The sequence below is a fragment of the Kitasatospora sp. NPDC059827 genome (genome assembly GCF_042731675.1).
In the GTDB taxonomy this organism is placed as follows: Bacteria; Actinomycetota; Actinomycetes; order Streptomycetales; family Streptomycetaceae; genus Kitasatospora.
Genome location: NZ_JBHWIV010000034.1, coordinates 57,290 through 80,014, shown reverse-complemented (window position 1 = coordinate 80,014; position 22,725 = coordinate 57,290). Strand labels below are relative to the sequence as shown.

The window sequence follows — 22,725 nt, the reverse complement described above, 5'->3', positions numbered from 1 at the left end:
CCCGAGCCGCCGCCGAGCACCCGCCGAGCCGCGCAATCCTCCCGAAGCGCGGGTCGCGGGCGCGCCCGTGCGGCACAATCGGCCCATGACCACAGCGAGTTGGCAGGGCACCGTCGTCGCCGAGAGCGAGGACACCGTCCTCGTCGAGGGCAACCACTACTTCCCGTTGGAGGCGGTCCGGGCCGAGTTCCTGCGGCCCTCCGACACCACCACGGTGTGCGGCTGGAAGGGCACGGCGAACTACTACACGGTGGAGGTGGCCGGGCAGGCCAACCCGGACGCCGCCTGGTACTACGCCGACCCGAAGCCGGAGGCGGAGCACGTCCGGGGGCGGGTGGCCTTCTGGCGCGGGGTGGAGATCGCCGAGTAGCGGCAGCCCCCCCGGCCCCGCGCTCTGTCCCGCGTCCGAGCCGCGTGTCCGGCCCCCGGGCCCGGTCGGCCGGACGCGGGGGCCGCGCCGTTGCGCGCCGGAGGCCGTCCCGTTCCGTACGGGGGTGCGGTCAGCCGCCGAGGGCCGGGGGCGGGGCGACCGCTCCGTGCCCCGTCTTGACGCCGTTCACCATCGCCTGGTGGACGGCCCGCGCGGTGCTCTCGTCCGTCGCGGTGACCGGGCTGCCGGACACCGTGTACCAGTCCAGCGCGCCGGTGTACTGGACGGTCAGCCGTGCCTCGCCGTCCACCCACGTGGTGTGCACGGTGAGGTCGCCGGAGATGGGGCCGACCTCGGTGGTGGTGACCCCGCCGGGGCCGCTGATGATCGACTGGGTGGTCCAGGTCGCCCACGAGGTGCGCGGGTCCGCGGGCGGCCGGGTCTGCCGGTCGGTTTGATCGTGTTCGGTCATGCGCCTATCCTCCCCCGCCGGTGCGCCACCACCCGGGCAGCGACACCTGCGGTCACAAGGACCGCCCGGTCCCGCCGGGCGGTCGGATCGGTGTGGCGGACGGTCAGGCCCGGTCCGGGCCCCTCGCGCCGGGTTCGTCCAGGATGGGGTCGCCCTCCGCCTGGGAGGTGTCCTGTGCGTGCAGGTTCTGCATCGAGGTGACGCCCTCCTCCGGATCGGCGGCCCGGACGTCCTCCTCGCGGTCGGTGCTCACTGCGGAGCGTTCGCTCATGTCGGTCATCGCGGGCTCCGTCTCCTCGGCCGGCCCCGGCGCGCCCGGACGCGGGCGCGGTCGGGCCGGGTCTGTCCCTCGCCCCTGCCGCCGGGCCCCGCGCCGGCGCGGGGGCCAGCCGGGTGACCCGCGCACCCGGCGGCCGGGGCCCGCCGGGCGGCGGGCCCCGGGGCGCAGGATCACCGGGGCGCAGAACCGCCGCGGCGCAGGATCACCAGGTCACGGGCAGTGACCGCATCCCGTAGATGAACGACTCCGTGCGGAACGCGCGCTCCCCGGCCGGCCGCAGCCCCGGCAGCCGCCGGAACAGCGTCTCCAGGGCGATCTGCAGCTCCGCGCGGGCCAGCGGCTGGCCCAGGCACTGGTGCACGCCGAAGCCGAAGGCCAGGTGCCGCCGGGCGTCCCGGTCCAGGTCCAGCTCGTCCGTCGACCGGTACCCGGCGCCGCCGAACACCGCCTCCTCCCGGTTGGCCGTGGACAGCATCGCGATCACGCCCTCCCCGGCCCGGATCGTGACCCCGCCCAGCTCCACGTCCTCCACCGCCACCCGGGGCAGCCCGGTGTGCACGATGGTCAGCAGCCGCAGCAACTCCTCCACCGCGCCGGGCAGCGCGGCCGGGTCGGCGAGCCTGGCGACCTGCTCCGGGTGCTCCAGCAGCAGCGCGGTGGACAGCGCGATCATGTTCGCGGTGGTCTCGTGCCCGGCGACCAGCAGCAGCACGCCCGTGCCGGCCACGTCGTCCGGGCTCAGGTCGTCCCGCGCCGCGAGCCGGCTCAGGACGTCGTCCTCCGGCTGCGCGCGCTTGCGGGCCGTCAGGTCGCGCAGGTAGTCCTGGACCTCCTCCTGGGCCACCCGGAGCTCCTCCACGGTGCTGTCCCGGCTGAGCAGGGTGCGGCTCAGGCCCTGGAAGCGGTCGCGGTCCTCGTACGGCACGCCGAGCAGCTCGCAGATCACCAGCGAGGGCACCGGCAGCGCGAAGTCGGTGACCAGGTCGGCCGTGGTCCGGCCCGCGGTCATCCGGTCCAGTGCCTCGTCCACGATCCGCTGGATCTCCGGGCGCAGCGCTTCCACCCGCTTGACCAGGAAGTCCCCGGTGACCATGCGGCGCTGGCGGGCGTGCTCGGGGTCGTCGAGGCGCAGGAAGTTCGGCTTGCCCGTGACCAGCTCCTCGCGGGCGCCGGCGACGAGCAGCGGGAAGGCCGGGTGGCGCACGTCGGCGCTGAACCGGCGGTCGGACAGCACGGTGCGGACCTCGGCGTAGCCGGTGACCAGCCAGCAGGCGTCGCCGTCGGGGAGTTCTGCCCTGGTCATCGACGCGGTGGCGGCGGCCTCGGTGTACACGGGCGGCGGGCCGAACGGGCAGCCGCTGGAGTGCGGGGCCGGCAGCAGCGGGACGGCGGGGGCGGTGGGTACGGCGGGGGCGGTGGGTACGGCGGTCAAGGCGGGGGTCTCCTCGTGTTGCGGGTGTCCTCGTGGGGTTGCCGGGTGCAGGGAGGCCTCCCGGCGGCCTGCGGGGCCGCAGGTGGGGACCGTCAGACCTCGGCCTGGGCGGGCTCGTCCTCGGTGACGGTGATCGCCCGGCCCGGGCAGAGCTCGGCGGCGAGTCTGACGTCGTCGAACTGCTCGGGCAGCAGTACGACCTGACGGAGCGTCACAAGACTGTCCCGCTCGTCCTGGTCGAAGACCGCGGGGGCGTTCATCACACACATTCCGGAGCTGCAGCAGCGGTCCCGGTCGACGCTCACCTGCATGTCGGCACCTCTCGCCAGGGCGCCGCCGGCTGCCCGGCGGCCGCCTCTCGTTGTCACGGTCAACCTAGCCGCCGCTGGTCCGCCTACGGAGCGGTAGGGCGAACGGATCGGCAAGAATGGCCGATTCGGCTCCTGCGTGAACGCCCTTGCCGCGCAATGCGTTTCAGCCGGCGCCAGGCTGTCGGGCGGGGCGGCGCGGACGGCCTCAGAGGCCTTCGGCGGCGGCCAACTCCCTGACGGCGGCCACCGTGTCGGCCTCGGCGGCGCTCTTGTCCGGCCGGTACCGCACCACCCGGGCGAACCGCAGGGCCAGCCCGGCGGGGTAGCGGGGGCTGCGCTGGAGGCCGTCGAAGGCGATCTCGACGACCAGTTCCGGCCGCACCCGCACCGTGCGGGCGTCCCGGTCGACCTCCCGGGCGAGCAGCTCGGCGGTCTGCCAGGAGAGCGTGGCGTCGGTCAGCCCCTTGAAGGTCTTCCCGAGCATCACCCACGGGCCGAGGCCCGGCTCGCCCGCCGCCCGCGCCCCCAGGTGCAGATTGCTCAGGAACCCCTGCCGCCGGCCGCTGCCCCACTCCGCCGCCAGCACCACCAGGTCCAGGGTGTGCCGGGGCTTCACCTTGATCCAGCCCGCCCCGCGCCGCCCGGCCGCGTACCCGGCCGCCGGGTCCTTCACCAGCACCCCCTCGTGGCCGAGCGCCAGCGCCCCGCGGAAGAACGCCAAGGCCTCCGCCCGGTCCCCGGTCTCGATCCGGGCCACCCGCAGACCCTCCGGCACCGCCCCGGCCAGCGCCGCCCAGCGCTCCCGGCCCGGCCGGTCCACCAGGTCCTCACCGTCCCGGTGCAACAGGTCGAAGAACCGCACGCTGAGCGGGACTTCGGCCCGCAACCGGTCAGGATCGCGCCGGGTGGCGGTGCGCGCCGCGGTCTCCTGGAACGGACGCGGCCGCCCGTCCGCACCCAGCGCGATCGCCTCGCCGTCCAGCACCGCCGACCGCACCGGCAACGCCAGCGCCGCCTCCGCGACCTCGGGCACGCGCGCCGTGATGTCCTCCAGGCCACGGGTGAACACCGCGACCTCCCCGCCGTCCCGGTGCACCTGCACCCGGATCCCGTCCAGCTTCCACTCCAGCGCCGCCGCACCCGTACGCTCCAGCGCCGACGCCACGTCCGGTGCGGACGCCGCCAGCATCGGCCGCACCGGCCGCCCCACCTCCAGGCGGAACCCCGCCAAGGCCTCCGCCCCACCGGCCAGCGCGGCCCGCGCCACCGCCCGGGCCGACCCCCGGAACATCAACGCCCGCCGCACCGCCGCCACCGGCACCCCGGCCGCCTGCGCCACCGCGTCCCCGACCAGCGCGTCCAGGGCCCCCTGCCGCAGGTCCCCGACCAGCACCGCCCGCAGGAACCCCTGCTCCACCTCCGTCGCGCGCCCGAACAGGCCCGCGAGCAGCCGCCGCCGCTCGGCCTGCGCCCCCGCCCCGTGCACCCCGGCGATCCGCTCCAGCTCCCGCTCCACCTCCCGCACCCCCAGCGAGGCCTCCACCGCCGGCGCCGGCAACTCCCGCAGGGCCGCCCACCCCACCCCCGTCCGCAGGCGCTGCGCCTCACCCGACAGCAGCACCGCCGCCGCCGCCCCCTCCTCGGCGCCCAGCTCCCGCAGGCACCCCGCCAACAGGCCCACCTTCGCCCGCCGCCCGGGCTCCGCCGCCACCTCCCGCGACACCTCCGCCAACCGCCGCAACCCCATCCGCCGCCACCTCCACCCCCAGCATCCGCGCGGCTCCCCGGCCCTGCACTCCGACGGCCCGGGCGGGTAGCCTTTCCCGTCCAGCGGTTGACCGGTGAGGGGGAGCGGCCGTGTCGATCGAGTTCGTGCGCCGGGCGGACGGCCTGGTCCACCGCTACCGCCGGGACGGCGAGTTCAACGGCCGACCGTCGTTCAAGCGCCTGGACCTCGACGTGTGGTGCCGGTGGCTGCCCGAGCGGGGCTGGTGCACCGTGGGCGCCGACGGGACCGCCAACGGCTGGCCGCTGTCCGGCCGTCCGGGCCAGGGGCCGTTCCCGACGCTCGGCCCCTGGCGCAGCTGGAAGGCGGGCAAATCCTACCTCTACGATCTGCGCCGCACCGAGGAGCTCGACGGGCCCCCGGCCACCGGACCGTTCGAGGACGGAAAACCCGAGGCGGACCGCCGCACCCCGCGGCCATAATGGCCGCGCCCGCCGCCGCCCCGTTCCGAGGGGCGAACCGTCGGCAGGGCGGGAGACGGGGGAGATCCTTGGCACGGCACGCCGCACGGACGGTACTGGTGGCCCTGGCGCTGCTCGCTCTCGCGGTGGGTTGCACGGCCGACCCGGGCGTTCGGCCCACCGCGTCCGCTCCGGTGCCCAAGGCGCCGGCCACCGTCCCGCCGGAGGTCGTGACGGCCTGGCGGCCGCTCGCACCACTGTCCGGCGAGCAGCTGCGGGCGGCGCTGGCGCCCGTCGCCGAGCTGCCGCCGGGCACCACCACCGAGGACGAGGCGCCGCCGTCCGACGCCACGGTGGCGACGATCGCCAGGGCTGCCCAGCGGAAGCCGGCCTGTGCGCCGGTCCTCGACGCCATGATCGAGCAGTCGGCCGACGCCGCCCGGCTCACGTACGTCACCGGCGACAACATCCTGGGCAACCGGACGTCGGTCCAGCTGGCCGGCGTCCCCGGCGGCCGTGCGCGGGCGGACTTCGAGGCGCTGCGGGACGCCGTCCACGGGGGCGGCTGTACGAGCCTCCGGTTGAACGACCGGTCCGGTGCCGAGCCGCTGGAGGTCGAGCCGGTGGCCTTCCAGACCTTGGAGGTGCCGGTCGTCGGCTTCCGCCTCCTGTCGTCCACCGGGGCGATGGCCGGCCGGGGCGGGTTCACCCGGCTCTACCTGTACGCGGCGGTCGGCGACAACCGCGCGGTGTTCTACAAGGGTGACGACACCGCGCTCGCCCCTGCCCTGCCCACCGGCCTGGTGACCGCGCAGATCCATCGGCTCGTCACTGCCGGGGCGTCGCCGGAGCCGACGCCCACGGCCGTTACTCCTTGACAGGGTGCGTAATACTGTAACGCGCGCGGTCCCGAGGCGCCGTCGGAGCGGGCCGCGCGGCGTCCCTTCCCAGCAGCTCGGAGCACCGCATGCACCCCTTCCTCGACCACCCGGGGCCGCTGGCCTTCGCGCACCGGGGCGGTGAGCTCGGGCACCCGGAGAACTCGCTCGCCGCGTTCGAGGCCGCCGTGGCGCTGGGCTACCGCTACCTGGAGACGGACGTGCACGCCACCGCCGACGGCGTGCTGGTGGCCTTCCACGACTCCCGGCTCGACCGGGTGACCGACCGCGCCGGGGCGGTCGCCGAGCTGCCGTGGGAGACCGTCCGGCGGGCCCGGATCGGCGGCACCGAGCCGGTGCCGCTGCTGGAGGACCTGCTCGGGGCGTTCCCCGCGGCCCGGTTCAACGTGGACGTGAAGGCGGCGCCCGCCGTGCGGCCGCTGGTCGAGGCGATCCGCCGGACGAACGCCTGGGACCGGGTCTGCGTCGGCGGCTTCTCCGACAGCCGGATCGCCGCCGTGCGCGCCGCCGCCGGCCCCCGGCTGGCGACCTCGCTGGGCCCGCGCGAGGTGGCCCGGCTCCGGCTGCGCTCGCTGGCGGGCCCGCTGGCGCGGGGCGGGGCGCCGTTCGCCGGGGTGTGCGCCCAGGTGCCGGAGCGGCACCGGGGGATCAGGGTGGTCGACCGGGCCTTCGTCCGGGCCGCCCACCGCCTCGGCCTGCAGGTCCACGTGTGGACTGTGGACGATGCCACACGGATCCGGTCTCTCCTCGACCTGGGTGTGGATGGCATCATGGCGGATCGCATCGACGTCCTGAAGGGCGTCCTCGGCGAGCGCGGCTGCTGGACGGACGGCAGCACCGGCTCCAGCACAGTGAAATAGGAGCCCATGAGCACCACGGACCACCTGCCGGACGACGTCTCGTCGCCGCCGGCGGCCGCCGACGACGGCCGTGCCCTGCGCCGGATGCAGTTCGGCTGGTACATCAACGACTGGGCCAACGCCGCCTTCTCGGCCACCGTCCTGACGGTCTTCCTGGGGCCGTACCTGACCGAGGTGGCGAAGAACGCCGCCGACGCGTCCGGCGACGTGCACCCGCTCGGCCTGGCGATCCGCGCCGGATCGTTCTTCCCGTACACGGTCTCCTTCTCCGTGCTGATCTCGGTCGCGGTGATGCTGCTGACCGGCACGGTCGCCGACCGCACCGGGCGGCACAAGGAGCTGATGTGCGGCTTCGCCTACGTGGGCGCGCTCGCCACCATGGGGATGTTCTTCCTCGACGGCGACCGCTACCTGCTCGGCGGCGCGCTGCTGGTGGTCGCCAACATCTCGTACGCGGTGTCCGTGGCGCTCTCCTACGCCTACCTCCCGGGCCTGGCCACCCCCGACGAGCGCGACGCCGTCTCCTCCAAGGGCTGGGCGTACGGCTACGCGGGCGGCGGACTGCTGCTGATCGCCAACCTGGCGCTGTTCCAGGGCCACGAGGCGCTCGGCCTCTCCTCCGGCACCGCCGTGCGGATCTGCCTGGCCTCGGCCGGCCTGTGGTGGGCGCTGTTCACCCTCGTCCCGATGCTGCGGTTGCCCTCCCGGGCCGGCGTCGTCCGGGCGCGCGCCGAGGCCGCGCCCGACCAGCCGGCCGCCGGCAGCCTGCGCGAACTCGGCCGCACCCTCAAGAGCATGCGCAAGCACCCGCTGACGCTGCTCTACCTGGCGGCCTTCCTCTGCTACAACGACGGCATCCAGACCGTCGTCTCGCAGGCCTCGCTGTACGGCAGCGAGGAACTCGGCATGGAGCAGGGCACCCTGGTCATCGCGGTGCTGATCGTCCAGATCGTGGCGATCGGCGGCGCCCTGCTGCTCGGCCGGATCGCCCAGCGGCACGGCGCCAAGAAGACCATCCTGGGCTCGCTGGTCGGCTGGGTGGTCACCCTGGCCCTCGGCTACTTCATGCCGGCCCATCAGCCGGTCTGGTTCTACGTCCTGGCCTGCATGATCGGCCTGGTGCTCGGCGGCAGCCAGGCGCTCTCCCGCTCGCTGTTCTCGCACCTGATCCCGGCGGGCCGGGAGGCGGAGTACTTCAGCCTCTACAAGGTCAGCGACCGCGGCACCAGCTGGATGGGCCCGCTGGTCTTCGGCCTCGCCTACCAGGTCACCGGCAGCTACCGCTCGGCGATCATCTCGCTGCTGATCTTCTTCGTGATCGGTTTCGCCGTCCTGGTGAAGGTCCCGGTCCGCCGGGCCATCGAGGCGGTCGGCAACCCCGTCCCCGAGCGGCTCTGAGTCCGCAGTCCGCCCCCCGGGGCGGCCGGGTGCTCAGCCCGGCCGCCCGGAGGAGTGGAGGAGCGGAGGAGCTCAGGGGCCCGCGATCAGCCGGCCGATTCCGTCGAGGAACTCCTCCAGGGTGGCGGCGACGGGTTCGAAGGCGTCGTCGTGGGAGGCCGTGGTCGACCTCCAGACCCGTCCGCTGTGTCCGCTCGCGAACAGGTGGCCCGCGCCGTCGCTGCCGAAGACCAGCGCCAGGCGCTCGCCCTCGATGACGGGGACGCCGTACTCGCGGACGTGCGCCGTGACGGCGCCCGGCGGGTGGATGAAGTAGCCGTTGTCGAGATCGGGCAGGGAGGCCCGGTCGAGCACCCCGTAGAGCGTCGCCAGGTCGGGGGGCACCGGCAGCAGGTCGCCGAGCGCGTCCGCCGCCCGCCGGCCGGCCTCCGTCGCGTGGACCAAGGCGTTCTCGCCCGGCGGGAAGCCGTACCTGGCGGCGAAGGACCGGGTGAACCCGGCGAGGGCCGCGCCGGTCTCCTCGCACCAGGTCCGGAGCCACTGCGGGTCGAGCTGCGGACCGGGCAGCGGGGTGGGGTTCCTGAGGTCGATGGTGACGGACCGGCTCCACCCGGCTCCGGCCCGGACGGTGCCCGGTCGCCCCGTTCCCGCCCCCTGCTCCTGTTCGGCCCGGAGGTCCTCCGACGCGCGGGCACCCATGGCGCGCAGCCGCGCCTTGCGGACTTCGTCGGCCTCCTCGGTGCCCGGGTAGAAGGCGGTGTACCGGCCTCCGTCCTCGTCCTGCCAGCTGTAGCTCTGGTACTGCTCCGTCGGTTCGTCCACCGCCGGAACCTCCGTTCCGTGCTGTCGGGATGACCCACCGTAGGCGATGGTGTCCGGCGGGGAGAAGCCCTTCACCCTCCCGGGTGGAACCGGAGGAACGGCCCGGGGGTAACTGCCGGAGTGGAGTGCGGGGCGGGTGGTGTTGGCCGGGGTGGAGATCGGCGGGCGGGCGACGGGGCGGCATGCTGGCCCGAGCCGTTCGACCAGCGAGGAGACCGAGTTGAGCACCGCCGCCGTGAACCGTTGGAGCATCAGTGCGCCGCAGGAGGGGGACTACCCGCGCTGGCGCGAACTCTTCCGCGGGTACTGCGAGTTCTACCGGGTGCCGATGCCGGAGGAGAAGGCCGAGCTGGTGTGGTCCTGGCTCAACGACCCGGAGCACGAAGTGGAGGGGCTGCTGGTCCGGGACGGCGCGGGGACGCCGGTCGGCTTCGCGCACTTCCGGCCGTTCGCCCGGCCGTTGCACGGCACGGTCGCCGGGTTCCTGGACGACCTGTTCGTCGCGCCCGAGGTGCGCGGCGGCGGGGCGGTGGACGAACTGCTGGCCCGGCTGCGGGAGATCGCCGCCGAGCGCGGCTGGAGCACCGTGCGCTGGATCACCGCGGACGACAACCACCGGGCGCGCAGCAAGTACGACCAGGTCGCCACCCGGACGATGTTCGTCACCTACGACATGGCCCCGGACGGCCCGGCCCGCTGAGCCCGGCCCGCTGAGCCTGCTGCGCCTGCTGCGCCCGTCGAGCCTGCTGCGCCCGGTCCGCTGAGCCCGCTCGGCCCGCTGGAACGGCCGACCGGAGCGCCCGACCGGATCACGTGACCAAGTCGCCGGACATTCGTTCGGAGTTTCTGTTATCGGCGTTCCGCCGGGGGGTCTCCCAGGTGTCGGCACCCGACCAGCCGACCTGGACAGAAAGCAGTGGCCACGTGAACAGCGACGACAGGACGACCATCATCCCGGCGAGCGGCAGCGGCGGCGCCGACGGGAGCGGTGGCCACGGCCGCCCGGGTGGCCGGGCCGCGCGGCGGGCCGCCCAGCGGCACACCGGCCACGGCCGTCGGGGGCGTCGGCGCGGCGGGTTCGTGCCGGTGACCGCGGTCGTCGCCGCCGTGGCCGGGACGGGCCTGATCGCCGCGCTGGCCGGGGCGGGCTACGCGGCGTACGGCGGCAAGCAGAGCGACCGGGACCTCGCCGGGCAGGCCGCCGCGGCCGACTCGCTGGTCGCCGCCGAGGTGGGAACGCACGAGGGCATCCAGGTGCCGGGCGCCGGGGGAGCGGGCCTCGCGGGCGCGGTGCCGCCCTCGGGCAGTCCGACGGCGACGGGTCCGTCGGCCACCCCGAGCCCGTCGGCCACCGCGACGGCCACCGCCTCCCCGACGGCCCAGCCCACCACGACGCCGACCCCGACGGCCACCGCCACCGCCACCGCCAAGCCGAGCCCGGCGACCACCCGCCCGAGCGCCAACGCCGCCGCGGGCACCGCCCAGCGGGCCGCCGCGGCCCCGGCGGGCGGCGGGTCGTCCCCCGCGTTCGCGCAGCAGGTCGTCGACCTGGTCAACGCCGAGCGGGCCAAGGCCGGGTGCGGCCCGGTTGCCGCCGAGCCCCGGCTGGCCAGCGCGGCCCAGTCGCACAGTGACGACATGGCCAACCGCAACTACTTCGACCACGCCAGCCCGGAGGGCTACCACGCCGACCACCGGATCGAGGCGGTCGGCTACCGCTGGAGCACCTGGGGCGAGAACATCGCCCGGGGCCAGAGCGACCCGGCGGCCGTGATGGAGTCCTGGATGAACAGCCCCGGCCACCGCGCCAACATCCTGAACTGCGACTTCAAGCAGCTCGGGGTGGGGGTGCGGACCGGCGCCAACGGTCCGTGGTGGACCCAGGTGTTCGCCGCCCCGGCCTGACCGGGCCCGCCCCGGCCCCACCCCTCGTTCCCGCCGCTCGCCCCTGACCCCTGCCTCCGCTCACCCCGCCTCCGCTCACCCCCGGTGGCCGGTACCTCCGGCCACCGGGCAGTCCGATTTTCCGATTCCGCGCACATTGTTGTTATCTGATCACTCCCCACAGGTCTCCGAGGAGGCAGCGGCGGACGGAAACACGGCAAGACGGAGTGCGGACCATGAACGCTGATGTGCAGAACAGGACCGGGACGACCCTGGTACGCGCGGCGCAGGCAGGTGACCGACAGGCCCAGGAGGCCCTGGTCGCCACCTGGCTGCCGCTCGTCTACAACGTGGCCGGCCGCGCCCTGCGCGGCCACGCCGACGTGGACGACGTGGCCCAGGAGACCATGATCCGCGCCCTGGACGGCCTGGACGGGCTCCGCGACCCGGAGTCCTTCCGCTCCTGGCTGGTCGCCATCACCATGAACCAGGTCCGCCGCCGGCATGCCGCCGGGCAGCAGCAGCCCACCGTCGGCGGCCTGGACGAGGCCTGGGAAGTCCCGGACCCCCGGGCCGACTTCACCGACCTCACCATCCTGCGCCTGGGCCTGTCCGGCCAGCGCCGCGAGGTGGCCGAGGCCACCCGCTGGCTGGATCCGGACGACCGTGAACTGCTCGCCCTGTGGTGGCTGGAGGCCGCCGGCGAACTCACCCGCGCCGAACTCGCGGAGGCCCTCGACCTGACCGTGCCGCACGCCGCCGTGCGGGTCCAGCGGATGAAGAAGCAGCTGGAGGCCGGGCGGGTCGTGGTCCGCGCCCTCGGCGCCTACCCGCGCTGCCCCGAACTCGTCGAGGTCACCGCCGGGTTCGACGGCACCCCGAACTCGGTCTGGCGCAAGCGGATCGCCCGGCACATCCGCGGCTGCGCCGGCTGCGACGGCCTGGGCCGCGACCTCTTCCCGGCCGAGGGTCTGCTGGCCGGCCTCGCGCTGGTCCCGATCCCGTCCGCCTCGCCCGCGCTGCTGCACCTCCAGCACACCGCCGCGACCGCCGCGGCGGGCGCCCACACGGCGGCGGCCGGTGCGGGATCGGGCGCGGGCGGTACGGCTGCCGGTGCGGCCACCGGCGGTGGCGCGCACGGCGGTTGGGCCGGCACCGCTGCCCGCAAGGCCGCGCTGGCGGGCGGTACGGCCGCGGCGGTGGCCGTCACCACGCTGGCCCTGGTCTGGTCGAACCCCACCGAGCCGCCGCACCCGGCGGTGCCCGAGCCCACCGTCCCGGCCGCCGCCCTGGACACCCCGGTGGCCCTGCCAGCGACCGTCCCGGACACCCCGACCGCCACCCCCACGCCGACGCCGACCCCCACCGGGACCCCGACCCCGACACCCTCGCCCACCGTCACCCGGTCGACCCCGGCCGCGCCCCAGCCCAACCCGGAACGTCAGCTGGTGGACCTGGTCAACGCCGAACGCGCCAAGGCGGGTTGCGCCCCGCTGCGGATCGACCCCCGGCTGCACGCCTCGGCCCAGAAGCACTCCGACGACATGGCCGCCCGCGGCTTCTTCGACCACGTGAACCCGGACGGCGTCCGCACGGACGCCCGGATCACCGCGGCGGGCTACCGCTGGTCCCAGTGGGGCGAGAACCTCGACCGGGGCCCGACCACGGCGGCGAGCGTCTTCGCCCGCTGGATGGACGGCGGGATCCACCAGTCCAACATGCTCGACTGCGGCTTCAAGGACATCGGCGTCGGCGTCGCCACCAGCCCCGCCGGCACCCTGTGGACCCAGGACCTGGGCGCCCCGATGTCCTGACCGGCCCGCTCCCGCCCCCGCTCCGGCCCGGAGCGGCCCCGCCCGGGTCGGTCCGGGCGAGCGTTTCCGGCCAACCTTTGACGTGGGCATGCTGGCCGCCCTGGAACCCTCTTGGAGCGTTCCAATCCTTGCTACTGTCGCACCGGTTCCACCACCCCGGCGCCCGCACGGCCGCCGTGCGGGGCCCTACGGACCTGCCGACAGGACTGGTGTGAAGTGACAGAACTACGTGACCGACTGCTGGACCGCTCGTCGACCGCCGCCCTCCGGAGCCGGCTCGCCGCCCTGGCCGGGGCGCTCGCGCTGCTGGTGGCCGTCCTGGTCGGAGCGGGTGCCGCACCCGCCTCCGCCGCACCCACCGGGGCCCCCGCCGCATCGGCCGCCGCCGCCAACGCCGCTGCGGCCGGGCCCGGTTGGATCTGCCGGGGCGCGCCCGTCACCCCGGGCTACGTCCTCACCATGCACACCAACAACGGCTGCAACGGCGCCGGCATGTGGTACCAGCAGCCCGTACGGGACGGCATCTGGACCTGCGCCACCTCGCCGATTCCGGCCGGCTACGTGCTCTCCGGGCACAACCCCACCGGCTGCGACGGCTACGATGCCTGGTACATGCGCCTGCCGGTGGACGGTCTGTGGACCTGCGGCACCTCGCCCATCCCGCCCGGCTACGTGCTGACCTCCCACGTCGCCAACGGCAACGGCTGCGCCAACATCGACGCCTGGTTCATGCAGCTCGCCAGGGACGGCATCTGGACCTGCGCGGGCTCGCCGATCCCGCCCGGCTACGTCAACACCGGCCACCAGGTGCCCGGTTGCGGCGGCATCGGCTCCTGGTTCCAGGTGGTGGCCCGAGTCGGCCTCCAGGTCTGCCCGTACCAGCCCGTCCCGGCCGGCTACCGTCTCGGCGCCTACGTCAACACCGCCTGCAGCGGCCTGGGCGGCTGGTACCTCCTCCGCGCCTGACCCGACCCGGGCCCGGGGAGGGGAGCCGCACGACGGCCGCACCCGCCCTTCCCCGGGCCCGCCCGAGGAGTCAGGGGCTGACCTACGCGGGGGTGACCGGCGCCAGGCCGTCCGCCGAGCCGGTCACGTAGCCGGTGGCCTGACCGACCACGCCGCCCGCGTCCCCGACCTGCCCGGGCACCGCGTCCGGGGCGCTGGTCAGCGGACCGGGCAGGCCCTCCTGGCCGCCGATCTCGCTGGCGTGCGCACTCGGAGCGGTCAGGGAGGCCACCACGCCGACGGCGAGCGAGGCGACGGCGAGCATGCTGCGCTTCTTCATGGCCGGTCCAACGAAAGTGCGCCGCAAGGGTTACGGGCGACGCCGGAGAGCGCCGTGCCCCGGGGCGTGCGGCCGGGATGCCGCGCACGGTGACCGAACGGATACTGGCCGCAGTGGTCCGTGTTCCGTCACGGCGCGGTACCGACGAAGGACGAAGGAGGACGTCATGGCCGGTAAGGCCAGCATCGTATTCGCCCACGGGCTCTGGGCCGACGGGTCGTGCTTCAACAAGCTCATCCCCACGCTCCAGGCCGAGGGCCACGAGGTCTACAGCTCGCAGCACGGGCTCGACTCACTCGCGGGCGACGTCGCGTGCGTCACCCGGGCCATCGAGCACGTGCCGGGCCCGGTGGTGCTGGTCGGCCACTCCTACGGCGGGACCCTGATCACCAAGGCCGGCGTCCACGACCGGGTGGGCGCCCTGGTCTACATCGCCGCGCTCGCCCCGGACGAGGACGAGACCTCGGTGGGCCAACAGGAGAAGTTCCCGCCGACGCCCGTCTTCGCGCACGTCGGCGTCTCCGACGGGCGTCTGTGGCTGCTGGAGGCGGGCATCGGCGACTTCTGCGGCGACCTGCCGGCCGCCGAGCAGAAGCTGGTCCTCGCGACGGGCGCCGTCCCCGTCCCCGACCTGTTCGCCCAGCAGGTCCCCGGCACCGCCTGGCGCACCAAGCCGAGCTGGTACATCGTCGCGAACAACGACCGCACCGTGCACCCCGACCTGGAACGGGCCGCCGCCGAGCGGATGGGCGCGAAGACCTTCGACGTCGACAGCAGCCACGTCCCGATGCTGTCGCACCCCGACTTCGTCCTCGACGTCATCCGGGACGCCGCCAAGTCCCTGGAGTCGTAGGGGCCCAGGGCCCGGGGCCGAAAGGCCCTGCGGGAAAGGTCAGTTCGCCTGCACGAGGTCGGCGGCGAGGGCGGCCTCGCCGGCGGGCACGAGGTGGGAGTAGCGGCGGGTGGTCCTGCTCCACTCCAGGTAGCCGCTCATGGCCGTGCGCATGCAGTCGGTGATCAGGGCGGCGGCTCCGGCCTCCCGTGGCCCGACGCCGCTCGCCAGCCGCTGCTCCAGGACGAGGAACTCCTCGCACCAGGCGGTGACCATGCCCTGGATCTCCCGGATGCTGTCCGCGCGGTCCGGGGCCCCGTCCCGGCCGTGGTCCCGGCCGAGATCCCGGCTCCGGGCTCGGCCCGGGTCGTTCTCGATGACGAGGACGAGGTTGTGGAGGTCGCCGCGCGACTCCTCCTTCTCGACGGAGTGGACGTCGTTGAGCGTGTCGACGACGTCCGCGGTGATGTCGGCCATCCGGCGCACCACGGGCTGGGTGTAGAGCCGGTCGGGGAGTTCGAAGCCGTAGGCCTTCTGGCTGAGGTCCAGCATGGCGTACACGAAGCCGGAGCGGCGGCGCAGTTCGGCGTACTCGGCGAGGGTCGGGACGCGTCGGTGGGCGCGGTTGCGGGCCTCCTGGGCGTACGCGCCGAGGTACCACTGCCAGTGCTGTCCGGTGCGCTCCAGCCAGGCGGGGGAGGCGCCGTCGGCGAGGCGCCGCCACACGTCGCCGAAGGCCCGCAGCAGCGGCCCGGCACCGGCCGGGGGCCGGCCGCCGGCGGCGATGACACGGGCGAACTCCGCGCAGACGGCGGCCACCCGCTCCGGCCGGTCGGCCAACGGGCCGTCCACGTGGTCGTCGAGGAAGGTGGCGACCACGACGGCGTCCACGGTCAGGTCCAGCCGGGCCCCGCTCGTCCGGGGGTTCCAGACGGCCATCAGTCCGGCGATGTCCCAGCGCAGGAAGCGCGCCTCGTCGACCGGGTCCGCGACGAGTCCCTGCCGCCGGCACCAGAGCAGGCTGCGCCGCCGGGCCGCGTCGGCGTCCGGGCTGGTCGCCGCGTCGAAGGGGAGGGTGAACGCGGTGTCCTGAGGCATGGGGGTGCCCTTTCGAAGGCAAGGCTGTGCCGGCCGTCGCTCGTCCCAAGGGTCGCCGCGACGGCCCTCCGGCCGCAAGGGCGCACGGTGGGGGGCGTGTCGCCGTCGACGGCCGGGGTCGGCGGCCACCTTGCCCCGTAGCCACCGATCGCGGTGGGGTGGGGTCCGGCCACATCCTCCTGACAGGAGCGACGAATGAGCACGAACGACCCGGAAGTCCGGTTCGACGAACGGTTCAGCGACCCCGGTTCGGGCGCGACGCCGTGGGAGACCGTCCGTGGGGTGCTGGAGTCGGCACAGCTGTTCTGGATCACCACGGTGCGGTCCGACGGACGCCCCCACGTCACGCCCCTGGTGGCCGTGTGGCTCGACGGGCAGCTGCACTTCACCACCGGCGCCGCGGAGCAGAAGGCCGTGAACCTGGGCGGGAACCGACAGGTGGCGCTGACCACCGGCTGCGACCACTGGGACCGGGGGCTCGATGTGGTGGTGGAGGGCGTGGCCGTGCGGGTCACCGCGCGCCCCGCGCTCGAACGTCTCGCCGCCGCCTGGGCGGCCAAGTGGAACGGCGAGTGGCGGTTCCGGGTGACGGCGGACGGCTTCGCCCACCAGGACGGGGGCGCGTCCCTGGTCTTCGCGGTGCGGCCGGCCAAGGTCCTCGCCTTCGCCAAGGGCGGCTTCGGCCAGACCGCCTACCGGTTCGACGGGGGCCGGCTCGCCGAGCCGCGGACCTGACCGCAGCCCGCCGGGGCCCGCCCGGAGGCCGCGTCCGTGCTCAGCGGGCGAGGTTCCGGGCGTCCCCCATCACCACCACCGGGTGCAGCGCGGGATCGAGCGCGAGCAGCAGCTCCCGCATCCGGTCGGCGGTCATGCTGACGCAGCCGTGGGTCGGCCCGCCGTGGTCGACGTGCAGCCAGATCCCGCCGCCGTACCCGGTGCCGCGCGGGCGGCGGGTGTCGAGCGGGGTCGAGCCGGGGACCCGGTTGTAGTCGATGGCGACCACGTAGTCGAAGGAGCCGGCCAGCGGCTCCCCCTCGAAGCCGGTGCCGCCCATCACGAAGTCGTCGGACCGGTGGTACGGCAGCCGGCCGCCCGGGTCGGGCAGTCGGCCGCCCGCGTCGGTGAGCGTGAACACCCCGACGGGGGAGTGCAGATCGCCCTGGCGGTGGTCGGTGGTCCAGCCGTGCACGGCGTTGCGGGTCGGCCAGGTGGGCCCGGCGCGCCAGCCGTCGCCGTCGTCGCGGTAGAGCACGGCGTGCCCGGTCGAGGACTCGGCGTCGTCGCCGGTGACCACCAGCACCTGCCGGGTCCCGGCCGGTATCGCGCTGCGCAACTGCGGCCCGACGCCCGGGACTTGGAGCGGCAGCTCGGGCGGGGCCGGGCGTGCCGCGACGGGGACGGCCGGCGGTTCGGCCGGGAGGTCCGGCACGGAGGTGCCGGGGGCGGTCGGGGCGGGGGCGGTCGCGGAGGACGGCCCCCGGGCCGCGGGGGCGCAGCTCACCAGGAGCAGTGCCAGCCCGACGAGGGCATGACGGGGTAGGGACACGGCGGTTCCGTTTCGGGTGGGTGCGGGCGGCGACGGGTGCGGGCGGCGACGGGGACGGGCCGGGGCGGGGCGGCCCGGGCGTCAGGGGATCAGCGGTCGGCCGTCCGGATCGAGTCGAGCACCTGCTGCACCTGCCGCAGGGTCCGTTCGGAGGGGTCGAGGGCGCAGGCCGTCACCTCGACCAGGGCGGGCCCCTTGAGGTCGACGCTCCGCCGGCCGACGAGCTCCCGGTTGCCGTTGCGGGTCGAGCACTCCTTGTCCAGGGAGGTCTCCGTCATCCCGGTGGTCGCTCCGTCGGGCTGCCCGGCCGTGTCCGGCGCGTTCACCAGCCGCAGGGTGAGCAGTACCCGGTCGGGGGCCGGCTGCGCGGCCGATGCGCCGCAGGGGACGGGCAGCCCGAAGCAGGGCCCGTTCGGATTGAACGGCCGGTTGGCCAGGTACCCGACGGCCTGGTGCGGGGCGCCGGTGACGGGTTCCGAGAACCAGCCCGGCGGCAGGGTCGCGAGGAGCCCGTCGACCTCGGGGAACCGGAGCGGGGCGCCCGTTGCGGTGGGGAGCGGGGAGGCGGTGGCGGTCGGCCGCCCCGCGGCCTCCTGCGCCGGGTCCGGGCTCGGCGCGATCGCCGGGGCGGCGGCCAGCGCGGCGGCGACCAGTCCGCCGGCCAGGCCGAACCCGAGGCCGGCGTTGCGCCGTCGCCGCCTGGTCCGGGCGGCCCGGGCGAACACCCGCTCCATCCGGTCCTTCGGCGCGGCCAGGGGCGGGACGGCCTCGTGCAGCAGGACGCGCAGCTCGTCCTCCGCCGCTCCGGCGCCGTCGCGTGGATCAGACGAGTTCACGACGTCCCCCGTCCAGCAGCAGCTCCCTGGCCGGGAGCCGTCCGCGCAGGGCGGCCAGCGCCCGGTGCGACTGGCTCTTGACCGTTCCGGTGCTGCAGCGCAGCACCTCGGCGGTCTCCTCCACGCTGAGGTCCTCGAAGAAGCGCAGCACCACCACGGCCCGCTGCCGCGGGGGCAGTGAGCGGACCGCCTCGGCGACCACCTGCCCGAGCAGCACGTCCTCGTAGGGGTCGGCCCGGGCGACCGTCGGTTCCGGCAGCTCCTCGTGCGGGAGTTCGCCGGTCCAGCGCCGCCGCCACCAGGAGACGTGGCAGTTGACCAGCACCTTCCGCAGGTACGCCTCGGGCCGCTCGCGGGCGATCAGCTCCCAGCGGGGCCAGACCTTGGCGAGTGCGGTCTGCAGCAGGTCCTCGGCCTGGTGCCGGTCCCCGGTGAGCAGCCAGGCCGTACGCAGCATCTTGGGGCCGCAGGCGGCGACGAACTCCGTGAAGTCCGGTGTCGCGTCCCTCATCCTGCTGCCGCCCCTGCCCCTGCCATGGTTCCCGCACCGTTCCCGTCAGCCGTGGCGGCCCGGCGGGCCGCGTCCTCGTTCGTGTCGTTCTCACGGCTGCTGAACGCGATGGGCGGCGGACCGGGTTGCCTGCCCGTCGGAAGAATTTTCGCAGCTCCCCGGGCGGGCTCCGGACGCGGCCCCGGTGGTGCGGGGAGGGAGGGCTTGGACGGCCCGCGTGCCGGCCGGGGCTAGGCCGGGCGGCAGGCGGGCCGTGGGGACCACCATGGCCCGTCCGCCCCGGGACGGCCAGGGGCGCACGGGGGCGCCCGGGCGTGCACGGTGGCGCGCCCGGGCGGGCGAACGGCGACGGAGCGTCCGAAAGCTCCGCAAGCCGGTCGGACGCCGCGAAGCGGGTCAGACCGTTCCCGAGTGCTCCGTCAGCCGTGGCGGCCCGGCGGGGCGGGCGCCGGCGGGGTCCGGTGCGGTGGTCACGGGCGCCACCGTCCAGTCCGGGTGGCCGGGCATCGGCGGGGTGCGCCGCCCGTACAGCCAGTCGTCCAGGAAGCCGGTGAGGTCCTGCCCGGAGACCTCGGAGGCGGTGCGGACGTAGTCCCGGGTGGTGGCGGTGCTGTGGCGGTGCTCGCGCAGGAAGGTCCGCTCGATCCGGTCGAAGGCGGCGGCGCCGACCTTCTCCCGGAGGGCGAACAGCACCAGGGCGCCGCCGGTGTAGCGCTGGTCGTCGAAGAGCGTGTCGGCGGTGGGCGAGGCGACCGGGCCGGAGTCGTGCCGCCACTGGTCGCCGAGGCCGTACACCCGGCGCATCCGGGCGGTCAGGGTGGTGTCGCCCCAGGCGTCGGGCCAGCCGCGCTCGTAGCGGTAGGCGAGGCCGTAGTAGTCGGCGTGGCCCTCGTTGAGCCACAGGTCGGCCCAGGCGGCGGGGGTGACGCTGTCGCCGAACCAGGAGTGCACCAGCTCGTGCATCATGTGCGAGCCGATCGCCGGTTCGGCCTGGCGCAGGAAGCCCGGCTTGTAGAGGGTGAGGGTCTGGGTCTCCAGTCCGGTGAAGCCGAAGGCCGCCGGGTCGTCGCTGTCGACCGGCAGGATGCCGTAGGACTCGAACGGGAACGGTCCCAAGTGCTGCTCTGCCCAGCGGAGTTGGTCCGCGGTGAGGTCCAGGGCCGGGGCCAGCTCGGCGACCCTGGCGGTCGGTACGACGTCGCGCAGCGGCAGCCCGTGCGGGCCGGTGCGCTCGCGGACGGTGTAGTCGCCGACGGACACCTGGACGAGTTCGGTGGCCATCGGCTCGCGGGAGACGTACCGCCGGGTGGTGCGGCCGTCGCCGAGCGGCACGGTCTGCGCCGGCTCCCCGTTGGCGACGCCCAGCAGGGGATCCGGCGCGGTCACCGCGATGGTGAAGCGGGCCTTGTCACTCGGGTGGTCGTTGCACGGGAAGACGGTGTGGGCACCGGCGGGCTGCCCGGCCACCGCGAAGCCGTTCGCGGTCGGCACCCAGCCGGTGTGCGGCAGGGCGGCGCGGGGGTCGGCGGTGTACTCGACGGTCAGCCGCGCGGTGCTGCCGCGGCGCAGCGGTTCCCGGGGGGTGACGGTCAGCTTCTCGTCGTGGACGGTGAACCGGGCCGCCCGCCCGTCGACCCGGACGGCGTGCACGTCCAGCCCGAGCGCGTCCAGCGACAGGGCGGCCGTGGTCCGGGTGGTCCGGGCGGTGATCACCGCGGTTGCGTCCACGGTCCGGGTGTCGGCCCGGTACTCGAAGGACAGGTCGTAGGCGAGCGCCCGGTACCCGGGGTTGCCGAGCGAGGGGAAGACCGGATCGCCCAGTCCGTCCACGGCGGCGGCCGGCGGGGCGCTCACGGACAGCAGCACCGCACCGAGGGCGAGTGCCAGGGCGGAGGCGGCACGGGTCCTGGGCAAGGGGGATCACCACACTTCGTACGAGGCGGACGTGCGGTGCGTGCGCGGCGCACCGGGCACGGACCCTACTGGACCGTCAGCTCCGTCCGGCGGGGACCGGCCGGATCCCGCCGGATCCGGCCGGAACGGCCACGACGGTGCCGACACGCGGGCGTCCCCCGGACGGACCACGGTGCTGGCGGCGCCCCCGGGCCGGGGCTAGCGTTCGTAGTGCTTCGTCCCCTGACGGACGGGGCCACGGCCGTCGGAGAACCTGGCCAGGTCCGGCGGCCGTACTCCTGTGCCCGGACGCCTTCCCGGACGCACCGCGTAGGGTGGCCCCCGGACGACGCCCGCGTACCGGATGCCAGGAGCCGCCGTGACCAGCCCCGCTTCACATCTTCTGGTGATCGGCGAGTGCGTCGCCGACATCGTTCGGACGGACGGCGCCCCCGACCGGGTCCACCCCGGCGGCAGCCCGGCGAACGTCGCGTACGGCCTGGCCCGGCTGGGCCACCCGGCGGTGCTGCTCACCGAGCTGGGGCCGGACGCCGACGGGCGGCTGATCCGCCGCCACCTGGAGTCGGCCGGGGTGGTGGTCCGGGCGGCCGAGGTGGCCCGGACGCCCTCGGCGGTGGTGCGGCTGGACGGGCAGGGAAGGGCCGGGTACACCTTCGACATCGGCTGGACGCTGCCGCCGACCGAACTCTCCACCGCCCCCGCCGGGATCCACCTCGGCTCGATCGGCGCGGTCACCGAACCGGGCGCCGCCTCGGTGCTCGCCCTGGTGGAACGGTGGCGCGACCGGGTGCCGGTCAGTTACGACCCGAACGTGCGCCCCGCGCTGATGGGCGACCGGGCGGCGGCGGTGCGCCGGGTCGAGCGCTGCGTGGCGCTCAGCGACCTGGTGAAGGCGAGCGACGAGGACCTCGCCTGGCTCTACCCGGGCGAGCCCGTCGAGGCGGTCGCCGAGCGCTGGCTCGCCCTGGGGCCCGACTCGGTCGCGGTGACCCTCGGGGCGGAGGGCGCCCTGGCGCTCACCGCGGCGGGCCGCCGGGAGCGGGTGGCGGCCGTCCCGGTCGCGGTGGCGGACACCGTCGGCGCCGGTGACTCGTTCATGGCGGCCCTTCTGCACGCCCGCGCGGCCGGCACGGATCTGGCCGACTGCCTCGCCGAGGCCGTCACCGCCGCCGCGCTGACCGTCTCCCGCCCCGGCGCCAACCCGCCCTCGGCCGCCGAGCTGGCCATGGCCCTGGCGGGCCGCCGGGCGGCAGGGGCGCGGTAGGGCCGCCCGGCCGGCGGTCAACTCCCCTGGCAGTCCGGCTCGGTGAGGTCCTTCCCGTACCAGACCTCGGAGTACGGGCCGGTGTCGCCGTACGCCGGGATCTCCCGGTAGCCGTTGCGCAGGTAGAGGGCGCGGGCCTCGACCAGGTCGAGGCGGGTGTCCAGGACGATCCGCTCGGCGCCCATGGTGCGGGCGGCCCGGTCGACGGCGGCGAGCAGCTGGGCGCCGCCGCCGGTGCCGCGCAGGCCGGGGCGGACGAAGACCCGGGTGAGTTCGACGCTGGTGGCGTCGTGGCGGCGCAGGCCGGCGCAGGACTGGGGCGCGCCGTCGTAGCGGCCGAGCAGGAAGAGGCCGCTGGGGGCGGCCAGGTCGCCGCTGGGGGAGCCGGCGAGGCCGGACTCCAGTTCCTCCGGGGTGCCCTCGCGGCCCAGGTGCAGGCGGTAGTAGCGGTTGGCCACGTCGTAGTAGTACTCGCGCAGCAGGTCCGTGGCCTCGGGGGCGGTCACGTCGGCGGTGGTGATGGTCCAGCGGTCGGTCATGCGCGCATGATCCGTTTCCGGGGGCCGTGGTCGCAAAGGGTTTTCGTGCCGGTTGCGGGGGGTTCGGCAAAGGATCGGCAAGGCGGGCGGCGTGCCGTTGCCCCGGGCGGGTGACGCAGGGTTGGCGGGGGCGCCCGGCGGGGGAGCAGTAGCAGCTATGAACGGACCATC

Annotated in this window: 25 protein-coding genes; 12 read left to right on the top strand and 13 right to left on the bottom strand. The window is 75.2% G+C overall.

Features of this window, described 5'->3' with window-relative positions; all coding sequences use genetic code 11:
- Nucleotides 1–85: 85 nt before the first annotated feature.
- On the top strand, nucleotides 86–370 hold the full coding sequence (locus ACFV8H_RS22060) for a DUF427 domain-containing protein (protein WP_380402474.1): 285 nt from the start codon (nucleotides 86–88) through the stop codon (nucleotides 368–370).
- 130 nt (nucleotides 371–500) lie between these two features.
- Here the strand turns inward: ACFV8H_RS22060 and ACFV8H_RS22055 are convergent, their stop codons facing one another.
- The 5 genes from ACFV8H_RS22055 to ACFV8H_RS22035 form a co-directional block, all read right to left on the bottom strand.
- A complete protein-coding gene (locus ACFV8H_RS22055) occupies nucleotides 501–842 on the bottom strand; it encodes a hypothetical protein (RefSeq protein ID WP_380402472.1) in 342 nt (113 codons plus the stop codon).
- Between the two features lie 103 nt (nucleotides 843–945).
- On the bottom strand, nucleotides 946–1,122 hold the full coding sequence (locus ACFV8H_RS22050) for a hypothetical protein (protein WP_380402469.1): 177 nt from the start codon (nucleotides 1,120–1,122) through the stop codon (nucleotides 946–948).
- Between the two features lie 202 nt (nucleotides 1,123–1,324).
- Nucleotides 1,325–2,554, bottom strand: coding sequence for a cytochrome P450 (locus ACFV8H_RS22045; RefSeq protein WP_380402466.1), 1,230 nt, complete (start codon nucleotides 2,552–2,554; stop codon nucleotides 1,325–1,327).
- A gap of 92 nt (nucleotides 2,555–2,646) precedes the next feature.
- Complete coding sequence (locus ACFV8H_RS22040) at nucleotides 2,647–2,865, bottom strand: ferredoxin (RefSeq protein ID WP_380402465.1); 219 nt, start codon at nucleotides 2,863–2,865, stop codon at nucleotides 2,647–2,649.
- 205 nt (nucleotides 2,866–3,070) lie between these two features.
- Nucleotides 3,071–4,612, bottom strand: coding sequence for an ATP-dependent DNA ligase (locus tag ACFV8H_RS22035; protein WP_380402462.1), 1,542 nt, complete (start codon nucleotides 4,610–4,612; stop codon nucleotides 3,071–3,073).
- Between the two features lie 110 nt (nucleotides 4,613–4,722).
- Here ACFV8H_RS22035 and ACFV8H_RS22030 point away from each other — a divergent pair, with 110 nt between their 5' ends.
- The 4 genes from ACFV8H_RS22030 to ACFV8H_RS22015 all read left to right on the top strand — a co-directional run bounded on the left by ACFV8H_RS22030 (nucleotide 4,723) and on the right by ACFV8H_RS22015 (nucleotide 8,209).
- Nucleotides 4,723–5,073 carry a hypothetical protein gene (locus ACFV8H_RS22030; protein ID WP_380402460.1) on the top strand — a complete coding sequence of 117 codons (351 nt, stop codon included), beginning with the start codon at nucleotides 4,723–4,725 and terminating at the stop codon, nucleotides 5,071–5,073.
- 68 nt (nucleotides 5,074–5,141) lie between these two features.
- Nucleotides 5,142–5,930 (top strand): hypothetical protein, encoded by a 789-nt coding sequence (locus ACFV8H_RS22025; RefSeq protein WP_380402457.1) that lies wholly within the window; start codon nucleotides 5,142–5,144, stop codon nucleotides 5,928–5,930.
- A gap of 89 nt (nucleotides 5,931–6,019) precedes the next feature.
- Nucleotides 6,020–6,811 (top strand): glycerophosphodiester phosphodiesterase, encoded by a 792-nt coding sequence (locus tag ACFV8H_RS22020; RefSeq protein WP_380402454.1) that lies wholly within the window; start codon nucleotides 6,020–6,022, stop codon nucleotides 6,809–6,811.
- A gap of 6 nt (nucleotides 6,812–6,817) precedes the next feature.
- Nucleotides 6,818–8,209 (top strand): MFS transporter, encoded by a 1,392-nt coding sequence (locus ACFV8H_RS22015; RefSeq protein WP_380402451.1) that lies wholly within the window; start codon nucleotides 6,818–6,820, stop codon nucleotides 8,207–8,209.
- 72 nt (nucleotides 8,210–8,281) lie between these two features.
- Here the strand turns inward: ACFV8H_RS22015 and ACFV8H_RS22010 are convergent, their stop codons facing one another.
- Complete coding sequence (locus ACFV8H_RS22010) at nucleotides 8,282–9,031, bottom strand: hypothetical protein (RefSeq protein WP_380402449.1); 750 nt, start codon at nucleotides 9,029–9,031, stop codon at nucleotides 8,282–8,284.
- 220 nt (nucleotides 9,032–9,251) lie between these two features.
- Between ACFV8H_RS22010 and ACFV8H_RS22005 the strand changes: the two genes are divergently transcribed.
- The 4 genes from ACFV8H_RS22005 to ACFV8H_RS21990 all read left to right on the top strand — a co-directional run bounded on the left by ACFV8H_RS22005 (nucleotide 9,252) and on the right by ACFV8H_RS21990 (nucleotide 13,695).
- A complete protein-coding gene (locus tag ACFV8H_RS22005) occupies nucleotides 9,252–9,731 on the top strand; it encodes a GNAT family N-acetyltransferase (RefSeq protein WP_380402446.1) in 480 nt (159 codons plus the stop codon).
- Nucleotides 9,732–9,955: 224 nt separating this feature from the next.
- On the top strand, nucleotides 9,956–10,936 hold the full coding sequence (locus ACFV8H_RS22000) for a CAP domain-containing protein (RefSeq protein WP_380402443.1): 981 nt from the start codon (nucleotides 9,956–9,958) through the stop codon (nucleotides 10,934–10,936).
- A gap of 215 nt (nucleotides 10,937–11,151) precedes the next feature.
- The gene (locus tag ACFV8H_RS21995; protein WP_380402440.1) at nucleotides 11,152–12,729 is read left to right on the top strand and encodes a sigma-70 family RNA polymerase sigma factor; all 1,578 of its coding nucleotides are present in this window, start codon (nucleotides 11,152–11,154) and stop codon (nucleotides 12,727–12,729) included.
- A 216-nt stretch (nucleotides 12,730–12,945) separates the two neighbouring features.
- Nucleotides 12,946–13,695, top strand: coding sequence for a hypothetical protein (locus ACFV8H_RS21990; protein WP_380402437.1), 750 nt, complete (start codon nucleotides 12,946–12,948; stop codon nucleotides 13,693–13,695).
- Nucleotides 13,696–13,777: 82 nt separating this feature from the next.
- On the opposite strand, the gene ACFV8H_RS21985 is transcribed toward ACFV8H_RS21990, so the two are convergent.
- Complete coding sequence (locus ACFV8H_RS21985; RefSeq protein ID WP_380402434.1) at nucleotides 13,778–14,014, bottom strand: hypothetical protein; 237 nt, start codon at nucleotides 14,012–14,014, stop codon at nucleotides 13,778–13,780.
- Nucleotides 14,015–14,180: 166 nt separating this feature from the next.
- Between ACFV8H_RS21985 and ACFV8H_RS21980 the strand changes: the two genes are divergently transcribed.
- Complete coding sequence (locus tag ACFV8H_RS21980; RefSeq protein WP_380402431.1) at nucleotides 14,181–14,867, top strand: alpha/beta fold hydrolase; 687 nt, start codon at nucleotides 14,181–14,183, stop codon at nucleotides 14,865–14,867.
- A gap of 39 nt (nucleotides 14,868–14,906) precedes the next feature.
- On the opposite strand, the gene ACFV8H_RS21975 is transcribed toward ACFV8H_RS21980, so the two are convergent.
- On the bottom strand, nucleotides 14,907–15,944 hold the full coding sequence (locus tag ACFV8H_RS21975; protein WP_380402428.1) for a hypothetical protein: 1,038 nt from the start codon (nucleotides 15,942–15,944) through the stop codon (nucleotides 14,907–14,909).
- A 195-nt stretch (nucleotides 15,945–16,139) separates the two neighbouring features.
- Between ACFV8H_RS21975 and ACFV8H_RS21970 the strand changes: the two genes are divergently transcribed.
- A complete protein-coding gene (locus ACFV8H_RS21970; RefSeq protein ID WP_380402425.1) occupies nucleotides 16,140–16,679 on the top strand; it encodes a pyridoxamine 5'-phosphate oxidase family protein in 540 nt (179 codons plus the stop codon).
- A gap of 40 nt (nucleotides 16,680–16,719) precedes the next feature.
- On the opposite strand, the gene ACFV8H_RS21965 is transcribed toward ACFV8H_RS21970, so the two are convergent.
- The 4 genes from ACFV8H_RS21965 to ACFV8H_RS21950 all read right to left on the bottom strand — a co-directional run bounded on the left by ACFV8H_RS21965 (nucleotide 16,720) and on the right by ACFV8H_RS21950 (nucleotide 20,751).
- Nucleotides 16,720–17,490: a L,D-transpeptidase family protein gene (locus ACFV8H_RS21965; RefSeq protein WP_380402423.1), complete on the bottom strand. Its 771-nt coding sequence runs from the start codon at nucleotides 17,488–17,490 to the stop codon at nucleotides 16,720–16,722.
- Between the two features lie 89 nt (nucleotides 17,491–17,579).
- Nucleotides 17,580–18,326, bottom strand: a complete 747-nt coding sequence (locus ACFV8H_RS21960; protein WP_380402420.1) for a hypothetical protein — start codon at nucleotides 18,324–18,326, stop codon at nucleotides 17,580–17,582.
- Complete coding sequence (locus tag ACFV8H_RS21955) at nucleotides 18,313–18,837, bottom strand: SigE family RNA polymerase sigma factor (protein WP_380402417.1); 525 nt, start codon at nucleotides 18,835–18,837, stop codon at nucleotides 18,313–18,315. The genes ACFV8H_RS21960 and ACFV8H_RS21955 overlap by 14 nt, the downstream gene beginning before the upstream one ends.
- A gap of 396 nt (nucleotides 18,838–19,233) precedes the next feature.
- Complete coding sequence (locus ACFV8H_RS21950) at nucleotides 19,234–20,751, bottom strand: M1 family metallopeptidase (RefSeq protein WP_380402414.1); 1,518 nt, start codon at nucleotides 20,749–20,751, stop codon at nucleotides 19,234–19,236.
- A gap of 358 nt (nucleotides 20,752–21,109) precedes the next feature.
- Here ACFV8H_RS21950 and ACFV8H_RS21945 point away from each other — a divergent pair, with 358 nt between their 5' ends.
- Nucleotides 21,110–22,015, top strand: coding sequence for a carbohydrate kinase (locus ACFV8H_RS21945; RefSeq protein ID WP_380402411.1), 906 nt, complete (start codon nucleotides 21,110–21,112; stop codon nucleotides 22,013–22,015).
- A 17-nt stretch (nucleotides 22,016–22,032) separates the two neighbouring features.
- Here the strand turns inward: ACFV8H_RS21945 and ACFV8H_RS21940 are convergent, their stop codons facing one another.
- Nucleotides 22,033–22,554, bottom strand: a complete 522-nt coding sequence (locus tag ACFV8H_RS21940; RefSeq protein WP_380402408.1) for a GNAT family N-acetyltransferase — start codon at nucleotides 22,552–22,554, stop codon at nucleotides 22,033–22,035.
- Nucleotides 22,555–22,725: the final 171 nt, after the last annotated feature.